At 63.3% G+C, this 22,792-nt stretch carries 20 protein-coding genes and 2 tRNA genes; 17 read left to right on the top strand and 5 right to left on the bottom strand.

From position 1 onward, the window contains the following. Positions 1 to 5 precede the first annotated feature (5 nt). From phoR to ACFPN5_RS04230, 7 genes are all read left to right on the top strand, one after another. Positions 6 to 1,298, top strand: coding sequence for a phosphate regulon sensor histidine kinase PhoR (gene phoR / locus ACFPN5_RS04260; protein WP_379780440.1), 1,293 nt, complete (start codon positions 6 to 8; stop codon positions 1,296 to 1,298). 89 nt (positions 1,299 to 1,387) lie between these two features. Further along, complete coding sequence (locus ACFPN5_RS04255; protein ID WP_379780437.1) at positions 1,388 to 2,311, top strand: patatin-like phospholipase family protein; 924 nt, start codon at positions 1,388 to 1,390, stop codon at positions 2,309 to 2,311. Between the two features lie 30 nt (positions 2,312 to 2,341). Next, positions 2,342 to 2,755, top strand: a complete 414-nt coding sequence (locus tag ACFPN5_RS04250; RefSeq protein WP_379780435.1) for a heme-binding protein — start codon at positions 2,342 to 2,344, stop codon at positions 2,753 to 2,755. 379 nt (positions 2,756 to 3,134) lie between these two features. Further along, positions 3,135 to 4,325, top strand: coding sequence for a glutamine-hydrolyzing carbamoyl-phosphate synthase small subunit (gene carA, locus ACFPN5_RS04245; protein WP_379780433.1), 1,191 nt, complete (start codon positions 3,135 to 3,137; stop codon positions 4,323 to 4,325). Further along, entirely contained in the window at positions 4,318 to 7,548 is a 3,231-nt protein-coding gene (gene carB / locus ACFPN5_RS04240) for a carbamoyl-phosphate synthase large subunit (protein ID WP_379780431.1), read from the top strand. The genes carA and carB overlap by 8 nt, the downstream gene beginning before the upstream one ends. A gap of 123 nt (positions 7,549 to 7,671) precedes the next feature. After that, positions 7,672 to 8,151 carry a transcription elongation factor GreA gene (gene greA / locus ACFPN5_RS04235; RefSeq protein ID WP_379780429.1) on the top strand — a complete coding sequence of 160 codons (480 nt, stop codon included), beginning with the start codon at positions 7,672 to 7,674 and terminating at the stop codon, positions 8,149 to 8,151. Continuing rightward, positions 8,151 to 8,621: a DUF4149 domain-containing protein gene (locus tag ACFPN5_RS04230; RefSeq protein ID WP_379780427.1), complete on the top strand. Its 471-nt coding sequence runs from the start codon at positions 8,151 to 8,153 to the stop codon at positions 8,619 to 8,621. The genes greA and ACFPN5_RS04230 overlap by 1 nt, the downstream gene beginning before the upstream one ends. Positions 8,622 to 8,680: 59 nt before the next feature. Here the strand turns inward: ACFPN5_RS04230 and yhbY are convergent, their stop codons facing one another. Beyond that, positions 8,681 to 9,151 (bottom strand): ribosome assembly RNA-binding protein YhbY, encoded by a 471-nt coding sequence (gene yhbY, locus ACFPN5_RS04225; protein WP_379780425.1) that lies wholly within the window; start codon positions 9,149 to 9,151, stop codon positions 8,681 to 8,683. A gap of 42 nt (positions 9,152 to 9,193) precedes the next feature. Between yhbY and ACFPN5_RS04220 the strand changes: the two genes are divergently transcribed. From ACFPN5_RS04220 to ACFPN5_RS04195, 6 genes are all read left to right on the top strand, one after another. Continuing rightward, complete coding sequence (locus ACFPN5_RS04220) at positions 9,194 to 9,880, top strand: RlmE family RNA methyltransferase (RefSeq protein WP_379780423.1); 687 nt, start codon at positions 9,194 to 9,196, stop codon at positions 9,878 to 9,880. Between the two features lie 216 nt (positions 9,881 to 10,096). After that, the gene (gene ftsH, locus ACFPN5_RS04215) at positions 10,097 to 11,983 is read left to right on the top strand and encodes an ATP-dependent zinc metalloprotease FtsH (RefSeq protein ID WP_379780421.1); all 1,887 of its coding nucleotides are present in this window, start codon (positions 10,097 to 10,099) and stop codon (positions 11,981 to 11,983) included. Positions 11,984 to 12,101: 118 nt separating this feature from the next. Further along, entirely contained in the window at positions 12,102 to 12,950 is an 849-nt protein-coding gene (gene folP / locus ACFPN5_RS04210; RefSeq protein WP_379780419.1) for a dihydropteroate synthase, read from the top strand. Between the two features lie 12 nt (positions 12,951 to 12,962). Beyond that, complete coding sequence (gene glmM / locus ACFPN5_RS04205; RefSeq protein WP_379780417.1) at positions 12,963 to 14,300, top strand: phosphoglucosamine mutase; 1,338 nt, start codon at positions 12,963 to 12,965, stop codon at positions 14,298 to 14,300. A 54-nt stretch (positions 14,301 to 14,354) separates the two neighbouring features. Continuing rightward, positions 14,355 to 14,431: transfer RNA gene (locus tag ACFPN5_RS04200), tRNA-Pro, on the top strand. Positions 14,432 to 14,496: 65 nt separating this feature from the next. Beyond that, positions 14,497 to 14,573 (top strand) — tRNA-Arg (locus tag ACFPN5_RS04195). A gap of 30 nt (positions 14,574 to 14,603) precedes the next feature. On the opposite strand, the gene ACFPN5_RS04190 is transcribed toward ACFPN5_RS04195, so the two are convergent. After that, positions 14,604 to 15,527: a LysR family transcriptional regulator gene (locus ACFPN5_RS04190; protein WP_379780415.1), complete on the bottom strand. Its 924-nt coding sequence runs from the start codon at positions 15,525 to 15,527 to the stop codon at positions 14,604 to 14,606. A 114-nt stretch (positions 15,528 to 15,641) separates the two neighbouring features. Between ACFPN5_RS04190 and ACFPN5_RS04185 the strand changes: the two genes are divergently transcribed. Both ACFPN5_RS04185 and ACFPN5_RS04180 read left to right on the top strand, forming a co-directional pair. After that, entirely contained in the window at positions 15,642 to 16,391 is a 750-nt protein-coding gene (locus tag ACFPN5_RS04185) for an SDR family oxidoreductase (protein WP_379780413.1), read from the top strand. A gap of 35 nt (positions 16,392 to 16,426) precedes the next feature. Next, positions 16,427 to 17,026 (top strand): NADPH-dependent F420 reductase, encoded by a 600-nt coding sequence (locus ACFPN5_RS04180; protein WP_379780411.1) that lies wholly within the window; start codon positions 16,427 to 16,429, stop codon positions 17,024 to 17,026. Between the two features lie 37 nt (positions 17,027 to 17,063). On the opposite strand, the gene ACFPN5_RS04175 is transcribed toward ACFPN5_RS04180, so the two are convergent. Together ACFPN5_RS04175 and ACFPN5_RS04170 are read right to left on the bottom strand one after the other, a co-directional pair. Next, positions 17,064 to 17,555, bottom strand: coding sequence for a hypothetical protein (locus ACFPN5_RS04175; RefSeq protein WP_379780409.1), 492 nt, complete (start codon positions 17,553 to 17,555; stop codon positions 17,064 to 17,066). 140 nt (positions 17,556 to 17,695) lie between these two features. Then, positions 17,696 to 18,796, bottom strand: a complete 1,101-nt coding sequence (locus ACFPN5_RS04170; protein ID WP_379780407.1) for a M28 family peptidase — start codon at positions 18,794 to 18,796, stop codon at positions 17,696 to 17,698. Between the two features lie 230 nt (positions 18,797 to 19,026). Here ACFPN5_RS04170 and ACFPN5_RS04165 point away from each other — a divergent pair, with 230 nt between their 5' ends. Next, positions 19,027 to 19,974: an MBL fold metallo-hydrolase gene (locus tag ACFPN5_RS04165; RefSeq protein WP_379780405.1), complete on the top strand. Its 948-nt coding sequence runs from the start codon at positions 19,027 to 19,029 to the stop codon at positions 19,972 to 19,974. A 3-nt stretch (positions 19,975 to 19,977) separates the two neighbouring features. Here the strand turns inward: ACFPN5_RS04165 and ACFPN5_RS04160 are convergent, their stop codons facing one another. After that, on the bottom strand, positions 19,978 to 21,258 hold the full coding sequence (locus tag ACFPN5_RS04160) for a family 1 glycosylhydrolase (protein ID WP_379780403.1): 1,281 nt from the start codon (positions 21,256 to 21,258) through the stop codon (positions 19,978 to 19,980). 457 nt (positions 21,259 to 21,715) lie between these two features. On the opposite strand from ACFPN5_RS04160, the gene ACFPN5_RS04155 reads away from it, so the two are divergent. Continuing rightward, positions 21,716 to 22,765: a polysaccharide biosynthesis/export family protein gene (locus ACFPN5_RS04155; protein WP_379780401.1), complete on the top strand. Its 1,050-nt coding sequence runs from the start codon at positions 21,716 to 21,718 to the stop codon at positions 22,763 to 22,765. The last annotated feature ends 27 nt before the right edge of the window (positions 22,766 to 22,792 follow it).

Genomic DNA, 22,792 nt, shown 5'->3' with positions numbered 1-22,792 from the left:
GTCCGATGAATCCCAAGCTGCTGTTCTGGGTGCCGGCGCTGCTGCGCCTGGCCACCGTATTCGTGGTCGCCGCCATCGCCTGGTGGCTGGCAGGGCCGGTTGCCGGCCTGTCGCTGGCGCTGGCCGGCGCCATCATTGCCCTGTTCGTCCAGCTGTCCTACCTGCACCAGCTGGGCGAGTGGCTGAACGATCCGCAAAGCGGCAAGCTTCCCGACGGCTGGGGCGCCTGGACCGACGTCTTCGCGCGCCTGTACCGCATGCGGCGCGAGGACGAGCGCAACCAGAAGGAACTGGCCGAGTGGCTGGCGCGCTTTCGCCAGGCCATGAGCCTGCTGCCGGAAGGCGTGGCGATCATGGACGACGTGCTCTTCCTCGAGTGGTGCAACCCGGCCGTCGAGCGCCACCTCGGCCTGACGCTCGAGCGCGACAAGGGGTTGCGGGTGACCAACCTGGTGCGCCATCCGGATTTCATCGACTACATCATCCTCGGCCGCTACGAGCAGCCGCTGACGCTGTCGCTGCGGGGCCGCAAGATCGAGTGCCGCATCATCCCCTTCGAGAACCGGCGCCAGATCCTGGTCACGCACGACGCCACCGATACCGAACGGGTCGAGGCGATGCGGCGCGACTTCATCGCCAACGCCTCGCACGAACTGCGCACGCCGCTGACGGTAATCGTCGGTTTCCTGGAAATCGCGATGTCCGACCCGGGCATGGATGCGGCCACCCGCGCGGCGCACCTGAAACTGATGACCGAGCAGGCAGAGCGCATGCAGCGCCTGATCGGCGACATGCTGACGCTGTCGCGCCTCGAGTCCGACGACTTCCCGCTGCGGCGCGAGCGCGTCGACATTCCGGCGCTGGTCGAATCGGTGGCGGTCGAGGCGCGCGCGCTGTCCGGCGGGCGGCACCAGATCGACGTGCATGTCGACGGGCCGAACGTCATGGGCAGCATGGAAGAATTGCGCAGCGCCTTTGCCAACCTGGCCTCGAATGCGGTGCGCTACTCGCCCGATGGCGGAACGATCGTGCTGGCATGGCGGCGCTCTGACACCGACCTGCAGTTTTCCGTGACCGACTGCGGCATCGGCATCGACCCCCAGCACATCCCGCGCCTGACCGAGCGCTTCTACCGCATCGACAAGAGCCGCTCGCGCGAAACCCAGGGCACGGGGCTGGGGCTGGCCATCGTCAAGCACGTGCTGCTGCGCCACGGCGGGCGCCTGAAAATCAGCTCGACGCCGGGGCAGGGGAGTACGTTTACGGCGTCGCTGCCAAATACGTCCTTGCCCGGTTGATGGTTTTCGAGGCGCCAACAATAAGTTCCGCCTCATCCAAACGCCTGTCATGCACGGTACAATCGAGGATTGTCCCACTCGACCCCGCCATGCTCTCTCGACGCACCTCCCTTATTTCACTCGGCGCGCTCGCCGCGCTTGCCATCGCCGGCTGCGGCAGCACCCCGCCGCCCGCTCCGGCCGCGGTCCAGGCCGCAGTTCAGCCCACCCCGGCGCCACCGAAAAAAATCAAGATCGGCCTCGCCCTCGGCGGCGGCGCCGCGCGCGGCTTCGCCCACATCGGCGTGATCAAGGCGCTCGAGGCGCAGGGCATCTTCCCGGAGATCGTGGTCGGCACCAGCGCCGGCTCGGTGGTCGGCGCGCTGTACGCGTCGGGCTACAACGGCTTCACCTTGCAGCGTACCGCGATGGAGATGGACGAGGCGACGATTTCCGACTGGGCGCTGCCGCTGTTTTCGCGCTCGTCCGGGGTGCTCAAGGGCGAGGCGCTGCAGAACTACGTCAACAAGGCAGTCGGCAACGTACCGATGGAGCGCTTCAAGATACGCTTCGGCGCGGTGGCCACCGACATCAGGACCGGCGAGGCGGTCCTGTTCAACAAGGGAAATGCCGGTCTTGCCGTGCGTGCGTCATCGAGCGTGCCGAGCGTGTTCCAGCCCGTGAAGATCGGCGCCAAGACCTATGTCGACGGCGGCCTGGTGGCGCCGGTGCCGGTCAAGTTCGTGCGCGAGATGGGCGCGGACTTCATCATCGCGGTTAACATCTCGACCCAGGCCGACACCCAGGCGACGACCAGCTCGCTCGACGTCTTGATGCAGACCTTCAGTATCATGGGCCAGCGCATCAACCACTTCGAACTGAAGGAAGCCGACATCGTCATCACGCCGGCGCTGGGCAAGATGGGCAGCGCCGACTTCAACGGCCGCAACCTGGCGATCCTCGCCGGCGAACAAGCCGCAGCAAGCGTCATGCCCCAGATTAAAGCCAGGCTGCGCGCCAAGCAGCAACCCTAATGTAAACATCAATAACGCACGAGGACAAACATGAAAACCAAACCGATGCTGACGCTGGAAGATGTGAAGATCATCGCTGCGGGCAGTGAAGCCGAAGCGCTCAAGAACAACTGGGCAGTCGCCTTTGCGATTGTCGACGATGGCGGCCACCTGCTGTGGTTCCAGCGCCTGGACGGCGTGCCGCCGGTCTCGTCGCACCTGGCGCCGGCCAAGGCGCGTACCGCGGCACTGGGACGACGCGAGTCGAAACTGTACGAAGACACGATCAATGGCGGGCGGGTGTCGTTCCTGTCGGCGCCCGAGCTCGAAGGCATGCTCGAGGGTGGGGTGCCGGTCATCGTGGACGGGCATGTGGTCGGTGCGGTTGGCGTGTCGGGTGTGAAGTCGACCGAAGACGCGCAGATTGCCAAGGCCGGTATCGCGGCCCTGGTCGGTACGCCGTAATACGCTCCCGGGTGGACGGCGCATGCGGCGCGGGCCGCACCGCGGCGGGCACGGCCGGCCACCCGCGAAAAATATGGCCGGCCTCATCCGAAGTCATAAGCAGGCTTCCTGCTCTTATCTGTTCCGAAACGGCGAAAATCCCGGCTCATCTGTAAGTAAAAATCGCGATTTCCAGCCCCAGGTTTCCAGCCTCGCATTGCCGGGGCGCCCGATCCGCGCTATAATTTGGGGGTTTAGCCATTCACTTACTTGCCGTAGCGCCTACCCTTCATTCCTCATTCACACTCCTTCCAAAATCTCGGACACGTTTTGCTCGTCCGCAGGCTCTGGATGCCGGTCTGACGTGGCGCAGCTACGGTAACTTTATTGGGAGTTACCCTTGCCGCCATTTTTTTCTGGCCCAGCCGTCCCGGCCATTCTGGCCCTTGCGGACGGAACGATTTTTCGAGGTGTTTCCATCGGTGCCGCCGGCCATACGACCGGTGAAGTGGTGTTCAATACCGCCATTACCGGCTACCAGGAAATCCTGACCGACCCCAGCTATTCGCGTCAGATCGTCACCCTGACGTACCCGCACATCGGCAACTACGGCGTCAACGCCGCCGACGTCGAAGCAAGCAAAGTCCACGCTGCAGGCCTGATCATCCGCGACCTGCCGCTCATGGCTTCCAACTTCCGCTCCACCCAGTCCCTGTCCGACTACCTGAAGGCGGAAAATGTCGTGGCCATCTCCGGCATCGACACCCGCAAGCTCACCCGTTTGCTGCGCGAGAAGGGCGCCCAGGCCGGCGCCATTCTCACCGGCACGCAGGGCAACCAGCCTTCCGAAGCGCAGGCGCTCGAGCTGGCACGCTCGTTCCCGGGCCTGGCCGGCATGGACCTGGCCAAGGTCGTGTCCGTGAAAGAGTCGTATGTGTTCACCGAGACCGAATGGAAGCTCGGCGAAGGCTTCGGCAAGCAGGAGAACCCGCAATACCACGTCGTCGCTTTCGATTACGGCGTCAAGCGCAACATCCTGCGCATGCTGGCCGAGCGCGGCTGCAAGGTCACCGTGCTGCCGGCGCAGTCGACGGCAGCCGATGCGCTGGCACTGAACCCGGACGGCATCTTCCTCGCCAACGGCCCCGGCGACCCGGAACCGTGCGACTACGCCATCAAGGCCACCGCGGAACTGATCGAGCAGGGCATCCCGACCTTCGGCATCTGCCTCGGCCACCAGATCATGGCGCTCGCTTCCGGCGCGAAGACGATGAAGATGAAGTTCGGCCACCACGGCGCGAACCACCCGGTGCAGGACCTGGACTCGAGGAAGGTCTTGATCACCTCGCAGAACCACGGCTTCGCGGTCGACCCGGAAACGCTTCCGGCAAACTGCCGCGTCACCCACGTGTCGCTGTTCGACGGTTCGCTGCAGGGCTTTGCCCGTACCGATAAGCCGGCCTTCTGCTTCCAGGGCCACCCGGAAGCCTCGCCCGGCCCGACCGACGTCGCCTACCTGTTTGACCGCTTCATCAGCCTGATGCAAGCCCAGGGAAAAGAAATAAATGCAGGGGAAAAAGTAAATGCCTAAGCGTAGTGATATCAAGACCATCCTGATCATCGGCGCAGGCCCGATCATCATCGGCCAGGCCGCCGAGTTCGACTATTCCGGCGCGCAGGCCTGCAAGGCGTTGCGCGACGAAGGCTACAAGGTGGTCCTCGTCAACAGCAACCCGGCGACGATCATGACCGACCCGGAAATGGCCGACGTCACCTATATCGAGCCGATCACCTGGAAGGTCGTCGAAAGCATCATCGAGAAGGAGCGCCCCGACGCGATCCTTCCGACGATGGGCGGCCAGACCGCGCTCAACTGCGCGCTCGACCTGCACCACAACGGCGTGCTGGAAAAATACAATGTCGAACTGATCGGCGCCTCGCCGGAAGCAATCGACAAGGCCGAGGACCGCTCCAAGTTCAAGGATGCGATGACCAAGATCGGCCTCGGTTCGGCACGCTCGGGCGTGGCGCACAGCATGGAAGAAGCACGTACCGTGCAGCGCGAGCTGGGCTTCCCGACCATCATCCGTCCGTCGTTCACGATGGGCGGCAGCGGCGGCGGCATCGCCTACAACGAAGAGGAATTCGAGACCATCTGCAAGCGTGGCCTGGAAGCCTCGCCGACCTCGGAACTCCTGATCGAAGAGTCGCTGCTGGGCTGGAAAGAGTACGAGATGGAAGTCGTGCGCGACAAGGCCGACAACTGCATCATCATCTGCTCGATCGAAAACCTCGACCCGATGGGTGTGCACACGGGCGACTCGATCACCGTGGCCCCGGCGCAGACGCTGACCGACAAGGAATACCAGATCATGCGCAACGCGTCGATCGCGGTGCTGCGTGAAATCGGCGTCGACACCGGCGGCTCGAACGTGCAGTTCGCGATCAACCCGCAGGATGGCCGCATGATCGTCATCGAGATGAATCCGCGCGTGTCGCGTTCGTCGGCGCTGGCCTCGAAAGCGACCGGCTTCCCGATCGCCAAGGTGGCGGCCAAGCTCGCCGTTGGCTTCACGCTCGACGAGCTGCGCAACGAGATCACCGGCGGCGCGACCCCGGCCAGTTTCGAGCCGTCGATCGATTACGTCGTCGTCAAGATCCCGCGCTTCGCCTTCGAAAAATTCCCGACCGCCGACAAGCACCTGACCACCCAGATGAAATCGGTGGGCGAGGTGATGGCGATGGGCCGCACCTTCCAGGAATCGTTCCAGAAAGCCCTGCGCGGCCTGGAAGTGGGCGTCGATGGCCTGAACGAGAAGACGCGCGACCGCGAAGTCATCGAAGAAGAACTCGGCGAGCCGGGCCCGGAGCGCATCTGGTACGTGGGCGACGCCTTTGCCCAGGGCTTCACGCTGGAAGAAGTGCACCAGCTGACGAAAATCGATCCGTGGTTCCTCATCCAGATCAAGGAAATCGTCGACATCGAACTGTGGCTGGATCACCAGAAGCTCGAAAGCCTGGACAAGCCGACGCTGTACAAGTTGAAGCAGAAGGGCTTCTCGGACGCGCGCATGGCCTTCCTGATGCATACCACGCAGGCCGCGGTGCGCGAGTACCGCCGCGCCCTGGGCATCCGCCCGGTCTACAAGCGTGTCGACACTTGCGCCGCCGAGTTCGCGACGAATACCGCCTACATGTACTCGACCTACGACGAGGAATGCGAGGCGGCGCCGACCGACAAGAAGAAGATCATGGTGCTGGGCGGTGGCCCGAACCGCATCGGCCAGGGCATCGAGTTCGATTACTGCTGCGTCCACGCGGCCCTCGCAATGCGCGAGGACGGCTACGAGACCATCATGGTCAACTGCAACCCGGAGACCGTGTCGACCGACTACGACACCTCGGACCGCCTGTATTTCGAATCGCTGACCCTGGAAGACGTGCTTGAAATCGTCGACCTCGAAAAGCCGGTGGGCGTCATCGTGCAGTACGGCGGCCAGACCCCGCTGAAACTCGCATTGGATCTCGAGGCGAACGGCGTGCCGATCGTCGGCACCTCGCCGGACATGATCGACGCCGCCGAAGACCGCGAGCGCTTCCAGAAGCTGCTGCAGGACCTGGGCCTGCGCCAGCCGCCGAACCGCACTGCGCGCACCGAAACCGAAGCCCTGGCCCTGGCCCAGGAAATCGGCTACCCGCTGGTCGTGCGCCCGTCGTACGTTCTGGGCGGCCGCGCGATGGAAATCGTCCACGAGCAGCGCGACCTCGAGCGCTACATGCGCGAAGCGGTCAAGGTGTCGAACGATTCGCCGGTGCTGCTCGACCGCTTCCTGAACGACGCGATCGAAGTCGACGTCGACTGCATCTCCGATGGCGAGACCACCTTCATTGGCGGCGTGATGGAGCACATCGAGCAGGCAGGCGTGCACTCGGGCGACTCGGCCTGCTCGCTGCCGCCGTATTCGCTCTCCACGGAGACGATCGATGAACTCAAGCGCCAGACCGCGCTGATGGCGAAAGGCCTGAACGTGGTCGGCCTGATGAACGTGCAGTTCGCGATCCAGCAGAAGGAAGTCGACGGCAAGACGGTCGATACGGTCTTCGTGCTGGAAGTGAACCCGCGCGCCTCCAGGACCGTCCCCTTCGTGTCGAAGGCGACGGGAATTCAACTGGCAAAAGTCGCGGCGCGCTGCATGGTCGGCCAGACCCTGGCCAGCCAGGGCATCACGAAGGAAGTGACGCCGCCGTTCTACAGCGTCAAGGAAGCCGTGTTCCCGTTCGTGAAGTTCCCGGGCGTCGATACCATCCTCGGACCGGAAATGAAATCCACCGGCGAGGTGATGGGCGTGGGCGAGACCTTCGGCGAAGCCTTCGTGAAATCGCAGATCGGCGCCGGCATCAAGCTGCCGCAGTCGGGCCGCGTCTTCCTGTCGGTGAAGGGCTCCGACAAGCCGCGCGCCGTGCAGGTGGCGCGCGACCTGGTCGCACTCGGGTTCACGCTGGCCGCGACCAAGGGCACGGCTGCGGTGATCGCCGCAGCCGGCCTGCCGGTGCTGGCCGTGAACAAGGTGATCGAAGGCCGTCCGCACGTCGTGGACATGATCAAGAACCACGAGATCGAGATGGTGATCAACACCGTCGAGGAAAAGCGCAGTGCGATTGTCGACTCGCGTACCATCCGCACCTCGGCCCTGGCCGCGCGCGTGGTGACCTACACGACGATCGCCGGGGCCGAGGCGGCGATCCAGGGCATGCGCCATCTGGACGCGATTCGGGTCTATGATTTACAAGGCCTGCATAAAACCTTAAACTAAGCAGCAAGCGGTACCCGTCAAACCACAGAGCTCGCGCGGCTTGCGTCGTGCGCCTCTGTGGTTTTCGCTTGGTACGTCCACAAACATCGGAAAGCGTCTTTTCCCAATAGTAGAAGTAGACACATGAACAATACCGTACCACTGACCAAATACGGCGCCGAGCTCCTGAAGCAGGAACTGCATCAGCTCAAGACCAAAGAGCGCCGCAGCGTCATCGATGCGATCGCCGAAGCGCGCTCGCACGGCGACCTGTCGGAAAACGCGGAATACGACGCGGCCAAGGAACGCCAGGCCTTCGTCGAGGGCCGCATCGCGGAACTGGAAAGCAAACTCTCCACCGCGCAGATCATTGACCCGGCCACGCTCGACGCCGAAGGCCGCGTGGTCTTCGCATCGACCGTCGACCTCGAGGACCTCGACTCGGGCCAGAAGGTAAGCTACCAGATCGTCGGCCTGGACGAAGCGGACCTGAAGATGAACAAGGTGTCGGTGACGTCCCCCATCGCGCGCGCCCTGATCGGCAAGTACGCCGGCGACGTGGTCGAAGTGCAGGCGCCATCCGGCCCGCGCGAATACGAAATCCTGGAAGTGCGTTACATCTGATGATGCCCCTCCAGGGCCGCCTGCGGGGTTACCTGCCCTCGGCGCGGCTGCTCGTGGCGGTATTGTGGGCGGGCGCCCTCTGGGTGCTGGGCTACATTGCCGCGCCGGCGGTGTTCGGCATCGTCAGCGGCCCGCTGGCGGGCGACATCGTCGGCGCTTTCCTGGGCCGCCTGGCCTGGATCAGCTTCGCCTGCGCGGCGCTGATGCTGGTGCTGGTGCGCCTGTCGCCCGACCTGGCACCGGGGCGCCGGCGTTATCTGAGTTTGCTGGTGCTCGCGATGCTGGCCTGCGCGCTGGTGATATATGTCGGCCTGCAGCCGGCAATGGCCGCCCTGCGCGAAGCGGCGGGTGCGGGCGGGGTGCGTTCTTCGCCGCAGTGGACGCAGTTCGCCGTGATGCATGGCGTGTCGCAGCTGTTCCACCTGATTGAAAGCGTACTGGCTGCGGTGCTGGTGCTGAAGTCGCGCTGACCGACCTCGGAATACCCGGCGCACGGCGAAAAAAAACCGGAGACAGGCTCCGGTTTCGATCACTTGTTCAGTGCATTCTTCTTGGTGCTGGCCTGGCGCGGTTTCGCGCGCTTGATGTTGCCGCCGGCGGTGACCCGCTCGTTCCCCTTGATCATGACCTTGGTGACGCTCGGCTTCTTAGTGCCGCTGGCGCTGGCCTTGACGATGGTGACTTCGCGCATGCCCTTGCCGGCCTTGCTGCTGCGTTCCTTGACCACTTCCTTTTTCGGGCGGTACAGGACCAGCAGCTTGCCGATGTGCTGGATTGGCGCACAGTCGAGTTCTTCGCAGATCTGTTCGTACATGGCAACGCGCGCTTCGCGATCGTCACCGAAGACACGGACCTTGATCAGGCCGTGCGCGTCGATACTGGCCGCGATTTCCTTCATCACGGACTCAGTCAGGCCCGATTCGCCGATCATGACCACCGGCTTCAGACCATGGGCTTCCGCGCGCAGTGCGCTGCGCTCGACGGGTGTAAGTGTAAGCATAATAATTTTTTGATGTACCTATAAAAGCAGTATTCTACGCGAATGGCCAAGAACAAATTAAACAAAAACTGGTTACACGACCATATTAACGACCCGTACGTGAAGCAGGCGCAAAAAGACGGGTTCCGCGCCCGTGCCGCCTATAAGCTGAAAGAAATCGACGAAGCGGAAAAACTCATCAAGCCGGGCCAGGTCATCGTCGACCTGGGCTGCACCCCGGGCAGCTGGGCCCAGTACACCCGGCGCAAGCTGTCGGGCAAGGAGGGCGGCGGCATCAACGGCACCATCATCGGCCTCGACCTGTTGCCGATGGAGCCGGTGGCCGATGTGCATTTCATCCAGGGCGACTTCCGCGAAGATGTTGTACTAGACCAACTCGCTGCCATGCTGGAGGGGCGCAAGCTCGACCTCGTTCTCTCGGATATGGCGCCCAATCTGTCGGGTATTCCCACGGCCGACGCTGCGCGGATGGAACATTTGATCGACCTCGCGATTGAGTTTTCTCAAATGCACCTGAAGCCGCCAGGGGCATTGTTGGTTAAGTGCTTTAAGGATATGGGCTTCACGCAAGTCGTCGAGAAGTTCCGCACCGAGTTCAAGACCGTCAAGCAAATCAAGCCGAAAGCAAGCCGCGACAAATCGTCGGAAATTTTCCTGCTTGGGCGTGGTCTTAAGAATCCGGTGGAGTATAAATCCGGGTCTGGTTCAGATGCGGCCCTTGATATTTGAGATCGCAGCCGCACATGGACGACGTGATGCCCGGCTACATGTCTTGAATTGTGGCCAGCACGCCCCGGCAGGCACGCCCCACAGGCGTGTCCTGAAACGGTGTAACGAGTGGCAATATGGCATCATGTCGGTCTGTGCGTAGCACGGCCCGCTTATTGCGAGTAAAATCGGCAGTCTCAAATCGGTATTGGTGCGAATCGCATCGGAGGAGTTTTCGTGAATAATATGTTTTCCAAATCTGCCATCTGGGTGGTAGTCGCACTGCTGTTGTTCATGCTGTTCAAGCAGTTCGACAACCATAGCCCTGCCGGTGGCAGCAAGACCATCGCTTATTCCGAGCTGCTCGACGATGTGAAGGCGCGTCGCGTGAAGGATGTCGTCATCGAGGGCCAGAACATCACGGCCACCCGTTCGGACGACACCAAGGTGCGCGCCACCGCAACCATGCTCGACCGTGGCCTGATCGGCGACCTGCGCGAAAACGGCGTGCGTTTCGACGTGAAACCGCCGGAAGAGCCATCGTTCCTGCAGCAAGTTTTCATCTCCTGGTTCCCGATGCTGCTCCTGATCGGCGTCTGGGTGTTCTTCATGCGCCAGATGCAGGGCGGCGGCAAGGGCGGGGCGTTCTCGTTCGGCAAGTCCAAGGCGCGCATGCTCGATGAAACGAACAACAGCGTCACCTTCGCCGACGTCGCCGGTTGCGACGAAGCGAAAGAAGAAGTCAGCGAAATCGTCGACTTCCTGAAAGACCCGACCAAGTTCCAGAAACTCGGTGGCCGCATCCCGCGTGGCGTCCTGATGGTGGGCCCTCCGGGTACGGGTAAAACCCTGCTGGCCCGTGCGATTGCCGGCGAAGCCAAAGTGCCGTTCTTCTCGATTTCCGGTTCCGACTTCGTCGAGATGTTCGTCGGTGTCGGCGCGTCCCGCGTGCGTGACATGTTCGAGAACGCGAAGAAGCATTCGCCTTGCATCATCTTCATCGACGAGATCGACGCTGTCGGCCGTCACCGTGGCGCCGGCATGGGCGGCGGCAACGACGAACGCGAGCAGACGCTGAACCAGCTGCTGGTCGAGATGGACGGTTTCGAAGCCACCTCGGGCGTCATCGTAATTGCCGCGACCAACCGCGCCGACGTGCTGGACAAGGCGCTGCTGCGTCCGGGCCGTTTCGACCGCCAGGTGATGGTCGGCCTGCCGGACATCCGCGGCCGCGAACAGATCCTGAATGTGCACATGCGCAAGGTGCCGATCGGCGCCGACGTCAAGGCCGACATCATTGCCCGCGGCACGCCTGGCTTCTCGGGCGCCGACCTCGCCAACCTGGTCAACGAAGCTGCGTTGTTTGCAGCGCGCCGCAACAAGCGCCTGGTCGAGATGAACGACTTCGAGGACGCGAAAGACAAGATCTTTATGGGTCCGGAGCGCAAATCGATGGTCATGCGCGAGGAAGAGCGCCGCAACACGGCTTACCACGAGTCGGGCCACGCGGTCATCGCCAAGCTGTTGCCGAAGGCCGACCCCGTGCACAAGGTCACGATCATGCCGCGCGGCTATGCGCTCGGCCTGACCTGGCAGCTGCCTGAGCACGACGCGCTGTCCGGTTACAAGGACAAGATGCTGGAAGAAATCTCGATCCTGTTCGGTGGCCGTATCGCTGAAGAGATTTTCGTCGGCCAGATGTCGACCGGCGCCTCGAACGACTTCTCGCGTGCAACGAAGCTGGCGCGCTCGATGGTGACCCGCTTCGGCATGTCCGAGAGCATGGGCGTGATGGTCTACGAAGACAGCGAGAACGAAGGCTTCTTCGGCGGCGCTACCAAGACCATCTCGGAAGCGACGCAGCAGAAGGTCGATGCGGAAATCCGCGCGATCCTCGACACGCAGTACGCACTGGCTCGCCGCCTGCTGGAAGAAAACCGCGACAAGGTCGAAATGATGACGCGCGCGCTGCTCGACTGGGAAACCATTGATGCCGAGCAGATCAACGACATCATGGCTGGCAAAGAGCCGCGTCCGCCGAAAGCCGGCCTGCTGACCAAGCGTACGCCGCCTGGCGACAGCGGCTCGGGCGGTGTCGCCACGAACGCTCCGGCACCTGCTTGATGGCTTAGCAAACCCTAGGGCAAAAGGCATCCTTCGGATGCCTTTTGCTCGTTAACGGATCGCCTCAAGCTCGCACTACGTGCTCCGCCCGGCATCACTTTCAACCCGTTATCTATCTATGCGTCAACTCCTCCAATGCGGACGCTTCAGCTTCAGGCTGGAGCAGCGCCCACTCGTCATGGGCATCCTGAACGTCACGCCTGACTCCTTTTCGGATGGCGGGCGCTATGGGGCGCTGGAATTCGCCGTCTCACATGCTGAACAGATGGTGCGCGATGGCGTCGACCTGATCGACATCGGTGGCGAATCGACCCGCCCGGGTGCGCCTGCCGTGGGTCTGGAAGAGGAGCTGCGCCGGGTCATGCCGGCGCTGTATGCCCTGCAGGGGCTGGGCAGTGCGCTGTCCGTTGATACCTGCAAGCCGGCCGTCATGCGCGAGGCGATCATCGCCGGCGCCGACATGATCAACGACATCAACGGCTTCCGGGCGCCGGGCGCGATCGAAGCGGTGCAGGGCAGCGACTGCGGCTTGTGCGTGATGCACATGCAGGGAACCCCCCAGGACATGCAGGCACAACCGGCCTATACCGATGTCGTGGCCGAGGTCATCGCCTTCTTGCGTGAGCGGATCACGGCACTGACCCGGGCCGGCATCGAGCGCGAGCGCATCTGCGTCGATCCCGGGCTCGGTTTCGGAAAGACGGTCGAACAGAACTACGCCTTGTTGCGGGCTACCGGCCGACTGCGCGAGGAACTCGGCCTGCCGGTGCTGATCGGCATGTCGCGCAAATCCATGATCGGCGCGGTCACCGGGCGGCCCGTGGAAGAACGCTTGTCTGGTAGCATCGCAGGCGCGTTAGCTGCTTTCGCGCATGGCGCTAAAATTGTGCGAGTGCATGATGTTGCAGAGACGGTCGACGCGCTGAAGGTCTGGCGCGCGGCCACCATTGATCAAACCCCCCAATAAAAGAGAAGAAGCATGGCACGTAAATATTTCGGTACGGATGGCATTCGTGGTCAGGTTGGCATGTCGCCCATCACGCCTGATTTCGTGATGCGCCTCGGTTATGCGGCCGGCAGGGTGCTGGCCAAGGACAACGCCACGGGCATCCGTCCGACGGTCCTGATCGGCAAGGACACGCGCATTTCCGGCTATATGCTGGAAGCGGCGCTGGAAGCAGGCTTTTCGGCCGCCGGCGTCGACGTGATGCTGGCAGGTCCGATGCCGACCCCGGCGATCGCCTACCTGACGCGTGCGCTGCGCCTGCAGGCCGGTGTCGTGATTTCGGCATCGCACAATCCTTTCCAGGACAACGGCATCAAGTTCTTTTCCGAGCACGGCACCAAGCTGCCGGACAGCGTCGAACTGTCGATCGAAGAAGCGATCGACCAGCCGATGGACTGCGTCTCGTCGGACAAGCTCGGCCGTGCAACGCGCCTGCGCGACGCCCAGGGCCGCTACATCGAATTCTGCAAGAGCACCTTCCCGAACGAACTGGACCTGCGCGGCCTGAAGATCGTCGTCGACAGCGCGCACGGCGCCGCCTACAACATCGCACCGCACGTGTTCCACGAGCTTGGCGCTGAAGTGATCTCGATCGGCGCCACGCCGGACGGTTTCAACATCAACGCCGGCTTTGGCGCCACCGCGCCGAAAGCCTTGTCCGCCGCCGTGGTCGAGCACAAGGCCGACCTCGGCATCGCGCTTGACGGCGACGCCGACCGCCTGATCATGGTCGACGCCACCGGCCGCGTCTACAATGGCGACGAGCTGCTGTACGTGATGGTGCGCGACCGCATGTCGACCGGTCCGGTCGCCGGCGCCGTCGGCACCCTGATGACCAACATGGCGCTGGAAGTGGCGTTCAAGGAACTGGGCATCGGCTTCGCACGCGCCAAGGTCGGCGACCGCTACGTGCTGGAAGTGATGCAGGAGCGCGGCTGGCTGTTCGGCGGCGAAGGTTCCGGCCACCTGCTGGCCCTCGACAAGCACACCACGGGCGACGGCATTGTCTCGGCGCTGCAGGTACTGTCCGCGCTCAAGCGCAGCGGCAAGTCGCTGGAAGCGTGCTGCAGCGAGCTGACGCTGTACCCGCAAACCCTGATCAACAAGCGCGTCGCGCCCGGTTTTGACTGGACTCGCGACTCGGCGATGGTTGCGGAGAAAGAGGCGGTCGAGCGCGAACTCGGCGACGCCGGCCGCGTCCTGATCCGCGCCTCCGGCACCGAGCCGCTGATCCGGGTGATGGTCGAAGCCAAGAACGCGGAAATGGCCGAAAGCATGGCGCGCCGCATCGCCGACAAGCTGGCGGCCTGAGCAAGGCGCGTGCACATTGACGCGCGCGCGCCGGGGTAGTATCATCAGGGTATTCGGAGTGTAGCGCAGCCCGGTAGCGCACCTGGTTTGGGACCAGGGGGTCCAAGGTTCGAATCCTTGTACTCCGACCAGTTTTATAAACGGGCCGTCTTCGACGGCCCGTTTTCATTTCTGCCCGCGATTCCACGGGCATCGACTGCCCATAGCTCAGTTGGATAGAGCATCAGCCTTCTAAGCTGAGGGTCGTAGGTTCGATTCCTACTGGGCAGGCCAATCAGATCGATAAGTTTGCACGTCCAGCCTCTACGCGGCGCTGAAACGCTGCGCCAGGCCCTGGGCGCGAAACTGTTCCGTCACGAAGTCCACAAGGGCACGGGTCTTGGCCGGCAGTAGCTTCTGGCTGGTGAAATACAGCGAGATCGCACCAAGATCCTGATGCCAGTCCGGCAGTACCCTGACCAGCGCGCCGCTCTCCAGCCGGTCCACCACGTCGGGCATCGCCAGCAGGCCGATCCCCAAGTGCATCAGGACACCCCTCAGGACAGCCTCAGGATCGTTGACCGTCATACGTACCCGCGTCTCTGCGAGCTCGGACCGGCCGGAGGCATGGCGCAGCGTCCGCTCGATGACGCGGCCGCTGAATACCGAGCGCATCGCCACGCTATCAAATTCGCGCAGATCGGCAGGCGTAGCCGGAAGTGGCCGCCCGCGCAGGAATTGTCGCGTCGCCACCACGACGACATGCAAAGGTGCCAGCTCACGCGCGACCAAGCCCGGGCGCAGCTCGAAGCCGCCACCGACTGCTGCATCGAAGCCTCCCTTGATCAGGTCAACCTGGCGGTTATCGAAGTGCCAGTCCGGTTGCACCGCCGGGTAGCGTTCGATGAAGGCCGGCATCAGCGGGAGCAGGTACTCGCATCCGAAACGGTGCGGCGCATTGAGCTTCAGGCTGCCCGCGGGCTGGCCGGCACGGGTTGTGAGGTCCGCGATTGCGCCCTGGATCGTGTCGAGTCCCGCCCCGACTGTCGCCAGGAAGCGCTCGCCTGCTTCGGTCAGCTTCAGACCCCGCGTACTGCGCTGGAACAGGCGCACACCCAGGTTGCGCTCCAGCTGGGCCACATTGCGGCTGACGGCCGCCGGGGTCAGGGCGAGGCGCCGGGCAGCAGCCGAGAAGCTGGATGATTCTGCGCTACGTACAAACGATTCGAGATTCGATAGGGTTTCCATGGCGCTAAGCTTCAACATTTACTTGAAAGTGATTATAGATCCTTGTGAGTACCGCTTGATGCTGCGGCCACGCATACTGCTTCCATCAACCACACACCACGACAAGGAAGCATCATGCACACCAACAAAAAACTGCAGGACAAAATCGCGATCGTCACCGGCGCCAGCCGTTCAATCGGCGCCGCGATTGCCAAGCGCCTGGCCCGCGAAGGCGCCACCGTCGTTATCACCTACAACGCCTCGCCCGAGAAAGCAGGGCAGGTCGTCGCCGCCATCGAAGCGGCCGGCGGCAAGGCCCTCGCGCTGCAGGCCGACGCCGGCAACCCGGCCGCCGTGCGGGCGGCGGTGGCAGCCGTCGCCGAGCGCTTCGGCCGTATCGATATCCTGGTGAACAATGCCGGCATCAGCGTGCTGGGCGCGCCGACCGATATCGCCTTCGAGGATTTCGAGCGCATCCTGGCGGTCAACGTGACCGGTGTCTTCGTCGCCACCCAGGAAGCCCTGCGCCATATGGGCGCAGGCGGGCGCATCGTCCACATCGGCAGTTCGATGGTGCAGTACGCCGCCTTCCCGACGGCCTCGGCCTACACCCTGACCAAGGGCGCGGTGGCCGGCTTCACCCGCGGCCTGGTGCGCGACCTCGGCCCCAAGGGCATCACCGTCAATACCGTCCACCCGGGTCCCACAGATAGCGACATGAACCCCGCCGAGGGCGCGGTCGCCGACTTCGTCAAGCCCGGCATTGCGGTCGGCCGTTATGGCACGGGCAGCGATATCGCGGCAGCCGTTGCCTACCTGGTGTCCGAGGAAGCATCCTTCGTGAGCGGCGCCGAGCTGCTGGTCGACGGCGGATTTACCGCCTGATCCGCTTGATCCCATTTCGCTACGAGGAAAACATTATGAACATCGGCATTATTGGTGCGGGCGCCATCGGCACCGCTATCGCACGGGTGCTGTCCCGCGCCGGCATCGAGGTATCCATCGCAAACAGCCGCGGGCCGGCATCGCTGGCCGGACTGATGGCCGAGCTCGGTCCTCGCGTCAGGGCAGCGACGGTGGCGCAGGCCGCGCAGGCCGACCTGGTGTTCCTGGCCGTGAACTGGTCCAGGATCCCTGCCGCGCTCGACGGACTCGGGCCTTGGGAAGGGCGCATCCTGGTCGATACCAATAACCCGATCGAGGCGCCGGCCTTCCGTCCCTTCGATTTGGGAGGACTGTCCTCGAGCGAAGTGGTGGCCGGCTTGGCGCCGAGGGCGCGCGTGGTCAAGGGTTTCAACCACCTGCCGCCGGCACTGCTGACGGGCGACCCGCGCGCCGAGGGCGGGCAGCGGGTGCTGTTCCTGGCCGGCGATGACCTCCAGGCCAAGGGCGAGGTAGTCCAGCTGGCCGGCCGCCTCGGTTTCGCGGCAATCGACCTCGGCGGCCTGGCGGATGGCGGACGCCTGGCCCAGTTCCCGGGCGGGGCCTTGACGGCGCTGAATCTGGTGAAGTTCGGTTGAGGAGGATGACAATGGATGGGCTGTCCGTGTCAGCGCATCACTTGTCCGTGCGGCCGGCTCGCAGCGTTCTCCTGGCGAACGTGCGCGCCAGCACCGCATGCCGGTGCTCGAAGAACTTCCTGACGAAGAAGCGCACCATCGGCGCCCCGAAGCGGGGCGAGAACTCCAGGTTGTCGGTCACGACCGTGCCGGGTGCGCCCGCGATTGCACCTTCTGACGGCGTCACGATGCGCTCATGGCGCCAGGAGCGCATCGACAGGAGCGGGGACTGCTCGACGAAGCGGTGACCGGGATCGAACTCCACGAAGGTCAGTTTGGACATGTCGATCGGAACCAGCCCCAGCAGAAGGAACTGGCAGCGGCACAGCGGTTTGGCGAGGGTCGTGTCCTTGTCGATCCCCGTCATTCCCTTCGGGAAGGTGATCTTCAGGATAGGCCACATTTCCAGCTTGATGCCCCGAATGGAAGTCGACCAGGTCCAGACATCCTCGACGGATGCCGGTACCTCGGTCGTAAAGGAAAGTCGCACTATGGTCATCCGGGCCTCGCGTTGAAATTTTCTTGATTTTCAACGGCTGCGAGGATTTGTTCCGTTCGCCAAGTCGCAGATCGGCGAAATTGTGGTTGCGGACACCGGAAGGTGCCCGCAACCGGACTTCATGGTTCTGGTTACTTCATGCTGCGTTGCTGCCAGATTCCCAGGTATTTCGCCGCTTTTGGATTCTGCACGTTCCATTTCGGCGTGTTCGTGGCGTTGGCAATCTTCCAGATCGCCAGTGCCACGGTGCGGTCGACCAGCGCCATGTTGTCGTAGTCGATCTTGTCCCAGTGGTCGCCCGCGCCGTGGTAGTCGGGGAAGGCATAGGCCACGCTGACCGTGTGGGAGGGAATGCCTTGGTCGGCCAGCGCCTGGTTGTCGCTGTGCGCGAAATACTTGTCGCTGTTGACCGGGTGCTTCCAGACGCGGATGCCGGTGTCGTCTCCCGCCGCCTTCAGGATCGCGCCCACATCGGAGAAATCGAAACCGGTGACGCCGAACGCGCGCTGTTGCGGTCCTTCGTTGTCGTCGGTACGGCCGACCTGTTCGAGATTGATGCCGGCGATCGTCTTCTCGATCGGTACCAAGGGATGGGCGCCGTAATAGCGCGACCCCACCAGCCCGTGTTCCTCGCCAAAGACGGTCATGAACACGATGCTGCGCTTGGGCCGGACTTTATTGGACGCAAAGGCTTTGGCCAGTTCGATGACCGACACCGTACCGCTGCCGTCGTCGTTGGCGCCGTTGAAGATGCCGTCGCCATGGCCGGGCTTCAGGCCCACGTGATCGTAGTGCGCCGTGACCAGGATGTAGGTGTCCTTCAGCACCGGGTCCGAGCCGCGCAGGATGCCCACCACGTTGCGCACTTTTACCGCCGCCTGCGCGGGCGCGGCCGTTTTGCTGTCTTTCTTGTTGCGCTTCGGATCGATCAGGTTCCAGTCCGCCGTCTGGAAATAGCCATCGTCCCCGAGTGGCTCGAGCCCGGCGCCACGAAATTGCGATGCGATGAACTCGGCCGCGATGTCGAGGCCGCGCGAGGGCGTTCCGCGGCCTTCGAGCGCGTCCGAGGCCAGGAAAGACAGGTTGCCGCGCATCGAGGCGGCCGAGATGCGCTCGAGCACAGGCGCAGCCTCCGGCGGTACGGCGGCGGCGCTGCAAGCGAGGGGGAGGGCAAGGGACAGGCCGAGCAGGGTGTGGATGGCGTAGTGCAGGGGGCGTCGGATCGGGGGCATGGGCATTCGCATGAGCGTTCTGGAGTTGATCAAGTTGCAAACCGCGACAAGTATATCGCCGCCGCCCCGCCTGGCGCAGGCATTTTAGGGGGCAGGGGACAGGGCCGGCGCGGTGGCGCTTCATCTTGGTTGTCTGTTTGCAAACGTACGACCCTCGACCTGATGTGCATGATAATCTTCTGACATCAAAGAAGCCCCCGTGAGGCGGGTTCGACCATTACGGAGCGTGTATGCGTGTTCATCGTTGGCTGGGAGGCGCGGCACTGTTTGTCGCGCTCGGTATGTCGTCCGTGGGCACGGCCCTGGCGCAGGCGGTCCCGCAAGGCGACACCTTTACGCTCAAGCTGGCGGGGAATGAAACGGCCGCTACTGCCGATTCCGGCACGGTACAGTTCATCGGCACAGCCACGGTGCTGATCCGCTACGCGGGCCTGACCATCCTGACCGACCCGAATTTCCTGCACAAGGGCGACCACGTCCACCTCGGCTACGGCCTGACCTCGCAGCGCCAGACCAATCCCGCCATCGAATTCGACAAGCTGCCGCCGATTGATCTGGTGATCCTGTCGCACATGCACGACGACCATTTCGACAAGCTGGTGCAGGAACGGCTGAACCGCAACACGCCGATCGTGTCGACACGCGAGGCCGGCGAAGCGCTCAAGCGCCTCGGCTTCAAGCAGCGCTTTGTCCTGAGCGAATGGGACCGGCTGGAAGTGTCCAAGGGCAGCACCCGCCTGCGCGTGACCTCGGTGCCGGGGCGCCACGGGGCCGCCGGCGTGTCGGTCTTGCTGCCGAAAGTGATGGGCAGCGTGCTCGACTTCGGTGCGAATGCCGACACGCCGGATTACCGCATGTATATCAGTGGCGACACGCTCGTCTATGACGACATCCGCAGTATTCCGCAACGCTTCCCCGGCATCGACCTGGCCCTGCTGCACCTGGGCGGCACCCGCATCCTTGGCGTGTTCAAGGTGACGATGGACGGCAAGGATGGGGTCCAGATGATGCACATCATCAAGCCCAAGAAAGCCATCCCGATCCACTACAACGATTACGACGTGTTCAAGTCGCCGCTCGCTGATTTCGCCCGCGAGGTAAAAGCGGCCGGCCTCGACGACAGCGTGGTGTACCTGGCGCACGGCGACACCTATACGTTCACGCCGCGCAAGCGCTGAAGGCTACCCCTGGATTGCCCCACTGGCGGGTGACTCGGGATCGATCGACGTGATCTCGCCGCCGAATTCATGGGGCATCACGACCGGCACCTGCAGGCAGATGCTCTTGGTCGGCAGTACGGCTTCCCATGCCCTGACGAGTTCCCGGTAGGCGGCGCCCACCGGGCGGATCCTGCGATCGAGGTCGAACAGGCCGAGTGCGTTGACATTGCCGTTGTTGACGCGCAGGGCGCTGTCCCAGTCGACCTGGTCGGTCAGTGAATACCAGGTAAAGCCGATCAGCGGCACCCCGTTGTTACGCACCCGCAGCACGTTCGCCCACTCCTTCTTCAGCCAATACACCGCCTCGTCGCCGCGCGGGCCCTGGCACAGGTTGGTTTCCGTGTGCATCACCGGCAACCGGTAGCGGTTGTAATACTGGTGGGTAATGACTGCGTAGCCAAAGATTTCGCCGGCGGCGCGCGTCATCCCGTCTGCCGCGACGTAATGCTCATTGGTCTGGTAGTAGTCGTTGCCCATGATGCAGTGGTGCTTCAGGTTGTGCTGGAGGAAAAAGTGGTATTCCTCGCGCTTCATGCCATTGTCGAGCAGGTATTCATACATGTCGGAATCCACGCGGCGCCCGTAATTCAGGTCGAGCGCGAGGAAACGGCGCGCGTTGTTGAGCTCGGCGGGACCGATGGCATCGGGTGACTCGGCATGGAAGTATTCGGTCGATTCGCTCTGGATGAACAAGGCATCGGGACGCACCTTCAGGATCGCATGCATCGCCAAGATATTGGCCTTGACCAGGTGTTTGATGGCAGTCACGAAGGCGGCATCCGAGCGCAGCTGTTCATTCCACCACCCGTAGAGCGTTGAAAAAACGGCGCAAATCCACATTTCGTTGATGGGCGTGTACATCTGCACCCATGGATAACGCCGGGCAAACGCGGCCGCATAGGCTGCGAAGAGTTCGGGAAAATCCGGGTTCTGGAAATTGCCGATCCAGTCGGGCACGCCGAAATGGCACAGGTCCACGATCGGCGCGATATTGCGGCGCAGCAGGTCCTGGAATGCCAGGTCGGCAAACTCCCAATCGAAACGCCCCGGCCCGAGCAGGGTCTGGTAAAGGGGCGGGCCATAACGCAACACCCGCAGGCCAAGTTCCTGCACGAGCTCGAAATCGAGCTGCCAGTGGCGGTAATGGCCGCACTTCTCCAGCTCATCCATGCGAACGCGGCCGCCTTCGATCGTCGGATTGCTGTTCTCGATGCCGGTCGCGAAAATGAAACCTGGATGCATACACCCTCCAACGGACTCAGTAGCTGCAATGGCTCCATCAGTATTGTCCACGCACGCCCGGATTGCCAGCGTGCGCTTGCGGTTCTCGACTAAACGCCTTGCCAAGAACGCATCCGTACCAGGCGAGCCTGCACCGGTTTCGATGTGACCTGAGTGCCCGTATCCCGCTGTTTTCGGCGGCGCGTAAGCTGCTTGTGGACATGCGCCGGCCGCTTTTTTTACGTTAGGAAATTAATAACGCTGGCGACAGTTCCCTATGGGAGCACGCGCAATTTGCCTGAGCTTGGCGTTTGATATGCGGCAAAGTCGCCCTTGCCGGACACCGTACGCTGACTTGGTCAGCCGTATAACGGCAGCTCATTTCACAGGCAAGGTGATGAATTTTCCAACAGAAATTTTGCGACGCGGCATAGCCGCCACGGCATGTGCGCTGGCTCTTGCCGGCTGCACCACTGGTATGCAGTTTCGTTCCCAGGATAGCAGCGGCACCGCGGAGCCGCCGCCACCGACGGAAATGATCACGGAGCGCCTGATTGCGGCCGAGAAGCAGGCCGTGGCGCAGCAGGGCGAACAGGACCTGTCGAAGCTGTTCGTCTCCGATCCGCCGCCCTATGCCATCGGGCGCGGCGATGTCCTCTCGATCGTCGTATGGGACCACCCCGAACTCGCCGGCGGCGGCATGACGGCCGCCGCCGCCGCGGCCGACGCCGGCGGCGCCAACGCGGCGGCCGCAGCGAATGCCCCGCAGCCGGGCTTCGTCGTCGACCATCAGGGACGGATCCAGTTCCCGTTTGCCGGCCTGTTGCCGGTCGAGGGACTGACCGAGGAGGGCGCGCGCGCCTTGCTGGCGCAAAAGCTGGCGCGCTACATCCAGAACCCGAACATCACCCTGCGCGTGATGTCCTATCGCAGCAAACGCGTCTACATCGACGGCGAAGTGAAGCAGCCCGGCCTGCAGGCGATCAACGACATCCCCATGACGCTGGTCGAGGCGCTGAACCGCGCCGGTGGCATCCTGCCCACGGCCGACCAGAGCCGTATTGCGCTCGAGCGTGGCGACACGCGCTACAGCATCAACCTGCGCGACCTCGTCCAGAAGGGCATCAATCCCGGCAACATCATGCTCGCGCCCGGGGATGTGGTGCGCGTGCACTCGCGCGACGAGAGCAAGGTCTTCGTCTCCGGCGAAGTCGTCACGCCCAGGGCGCTCACCATGCACAACGGCCGCCTCACGCTGAACGAGGCGCTTGGCGAAACCGGGGGCATCAGTCCCCTGAGCGGCGACGCGCGCCAGATCTATGTCGTGCGCAAGACACCCGAGCGCACCCGCGTGTTCCAGCTCGATGCACGCTTGACCGGCTCGCTGGCGATGGCCGAGGCATTCGAACTGCGGCCGAAGGACGTCGTCTATGTCGCCGCCTCGCCGCTGGCGAACTGGAACCGTCACCTGAGCCTGCTGTTCCCCGGGGCGCTCACGTCCGCGGTCGGCGTCACCAATCGTCCATGAGCGCCCACGAGCATCCCTGAGCGTTCC

Source organism: Massilia niabensis (assembly GCF_042655085.1).
Classification (GTDB): Bacteria; Pseudomonadota; Gammaproteobacteria; order Burkholderiales; family Burkholderiaceae_D; genus Telluria; species Telluria niabensis.
The sequence above is the reverse complement of the archived record's forward strand: the minus strand, read 5'-3'. Positions and strand labels throughout refer to the sequence as shown.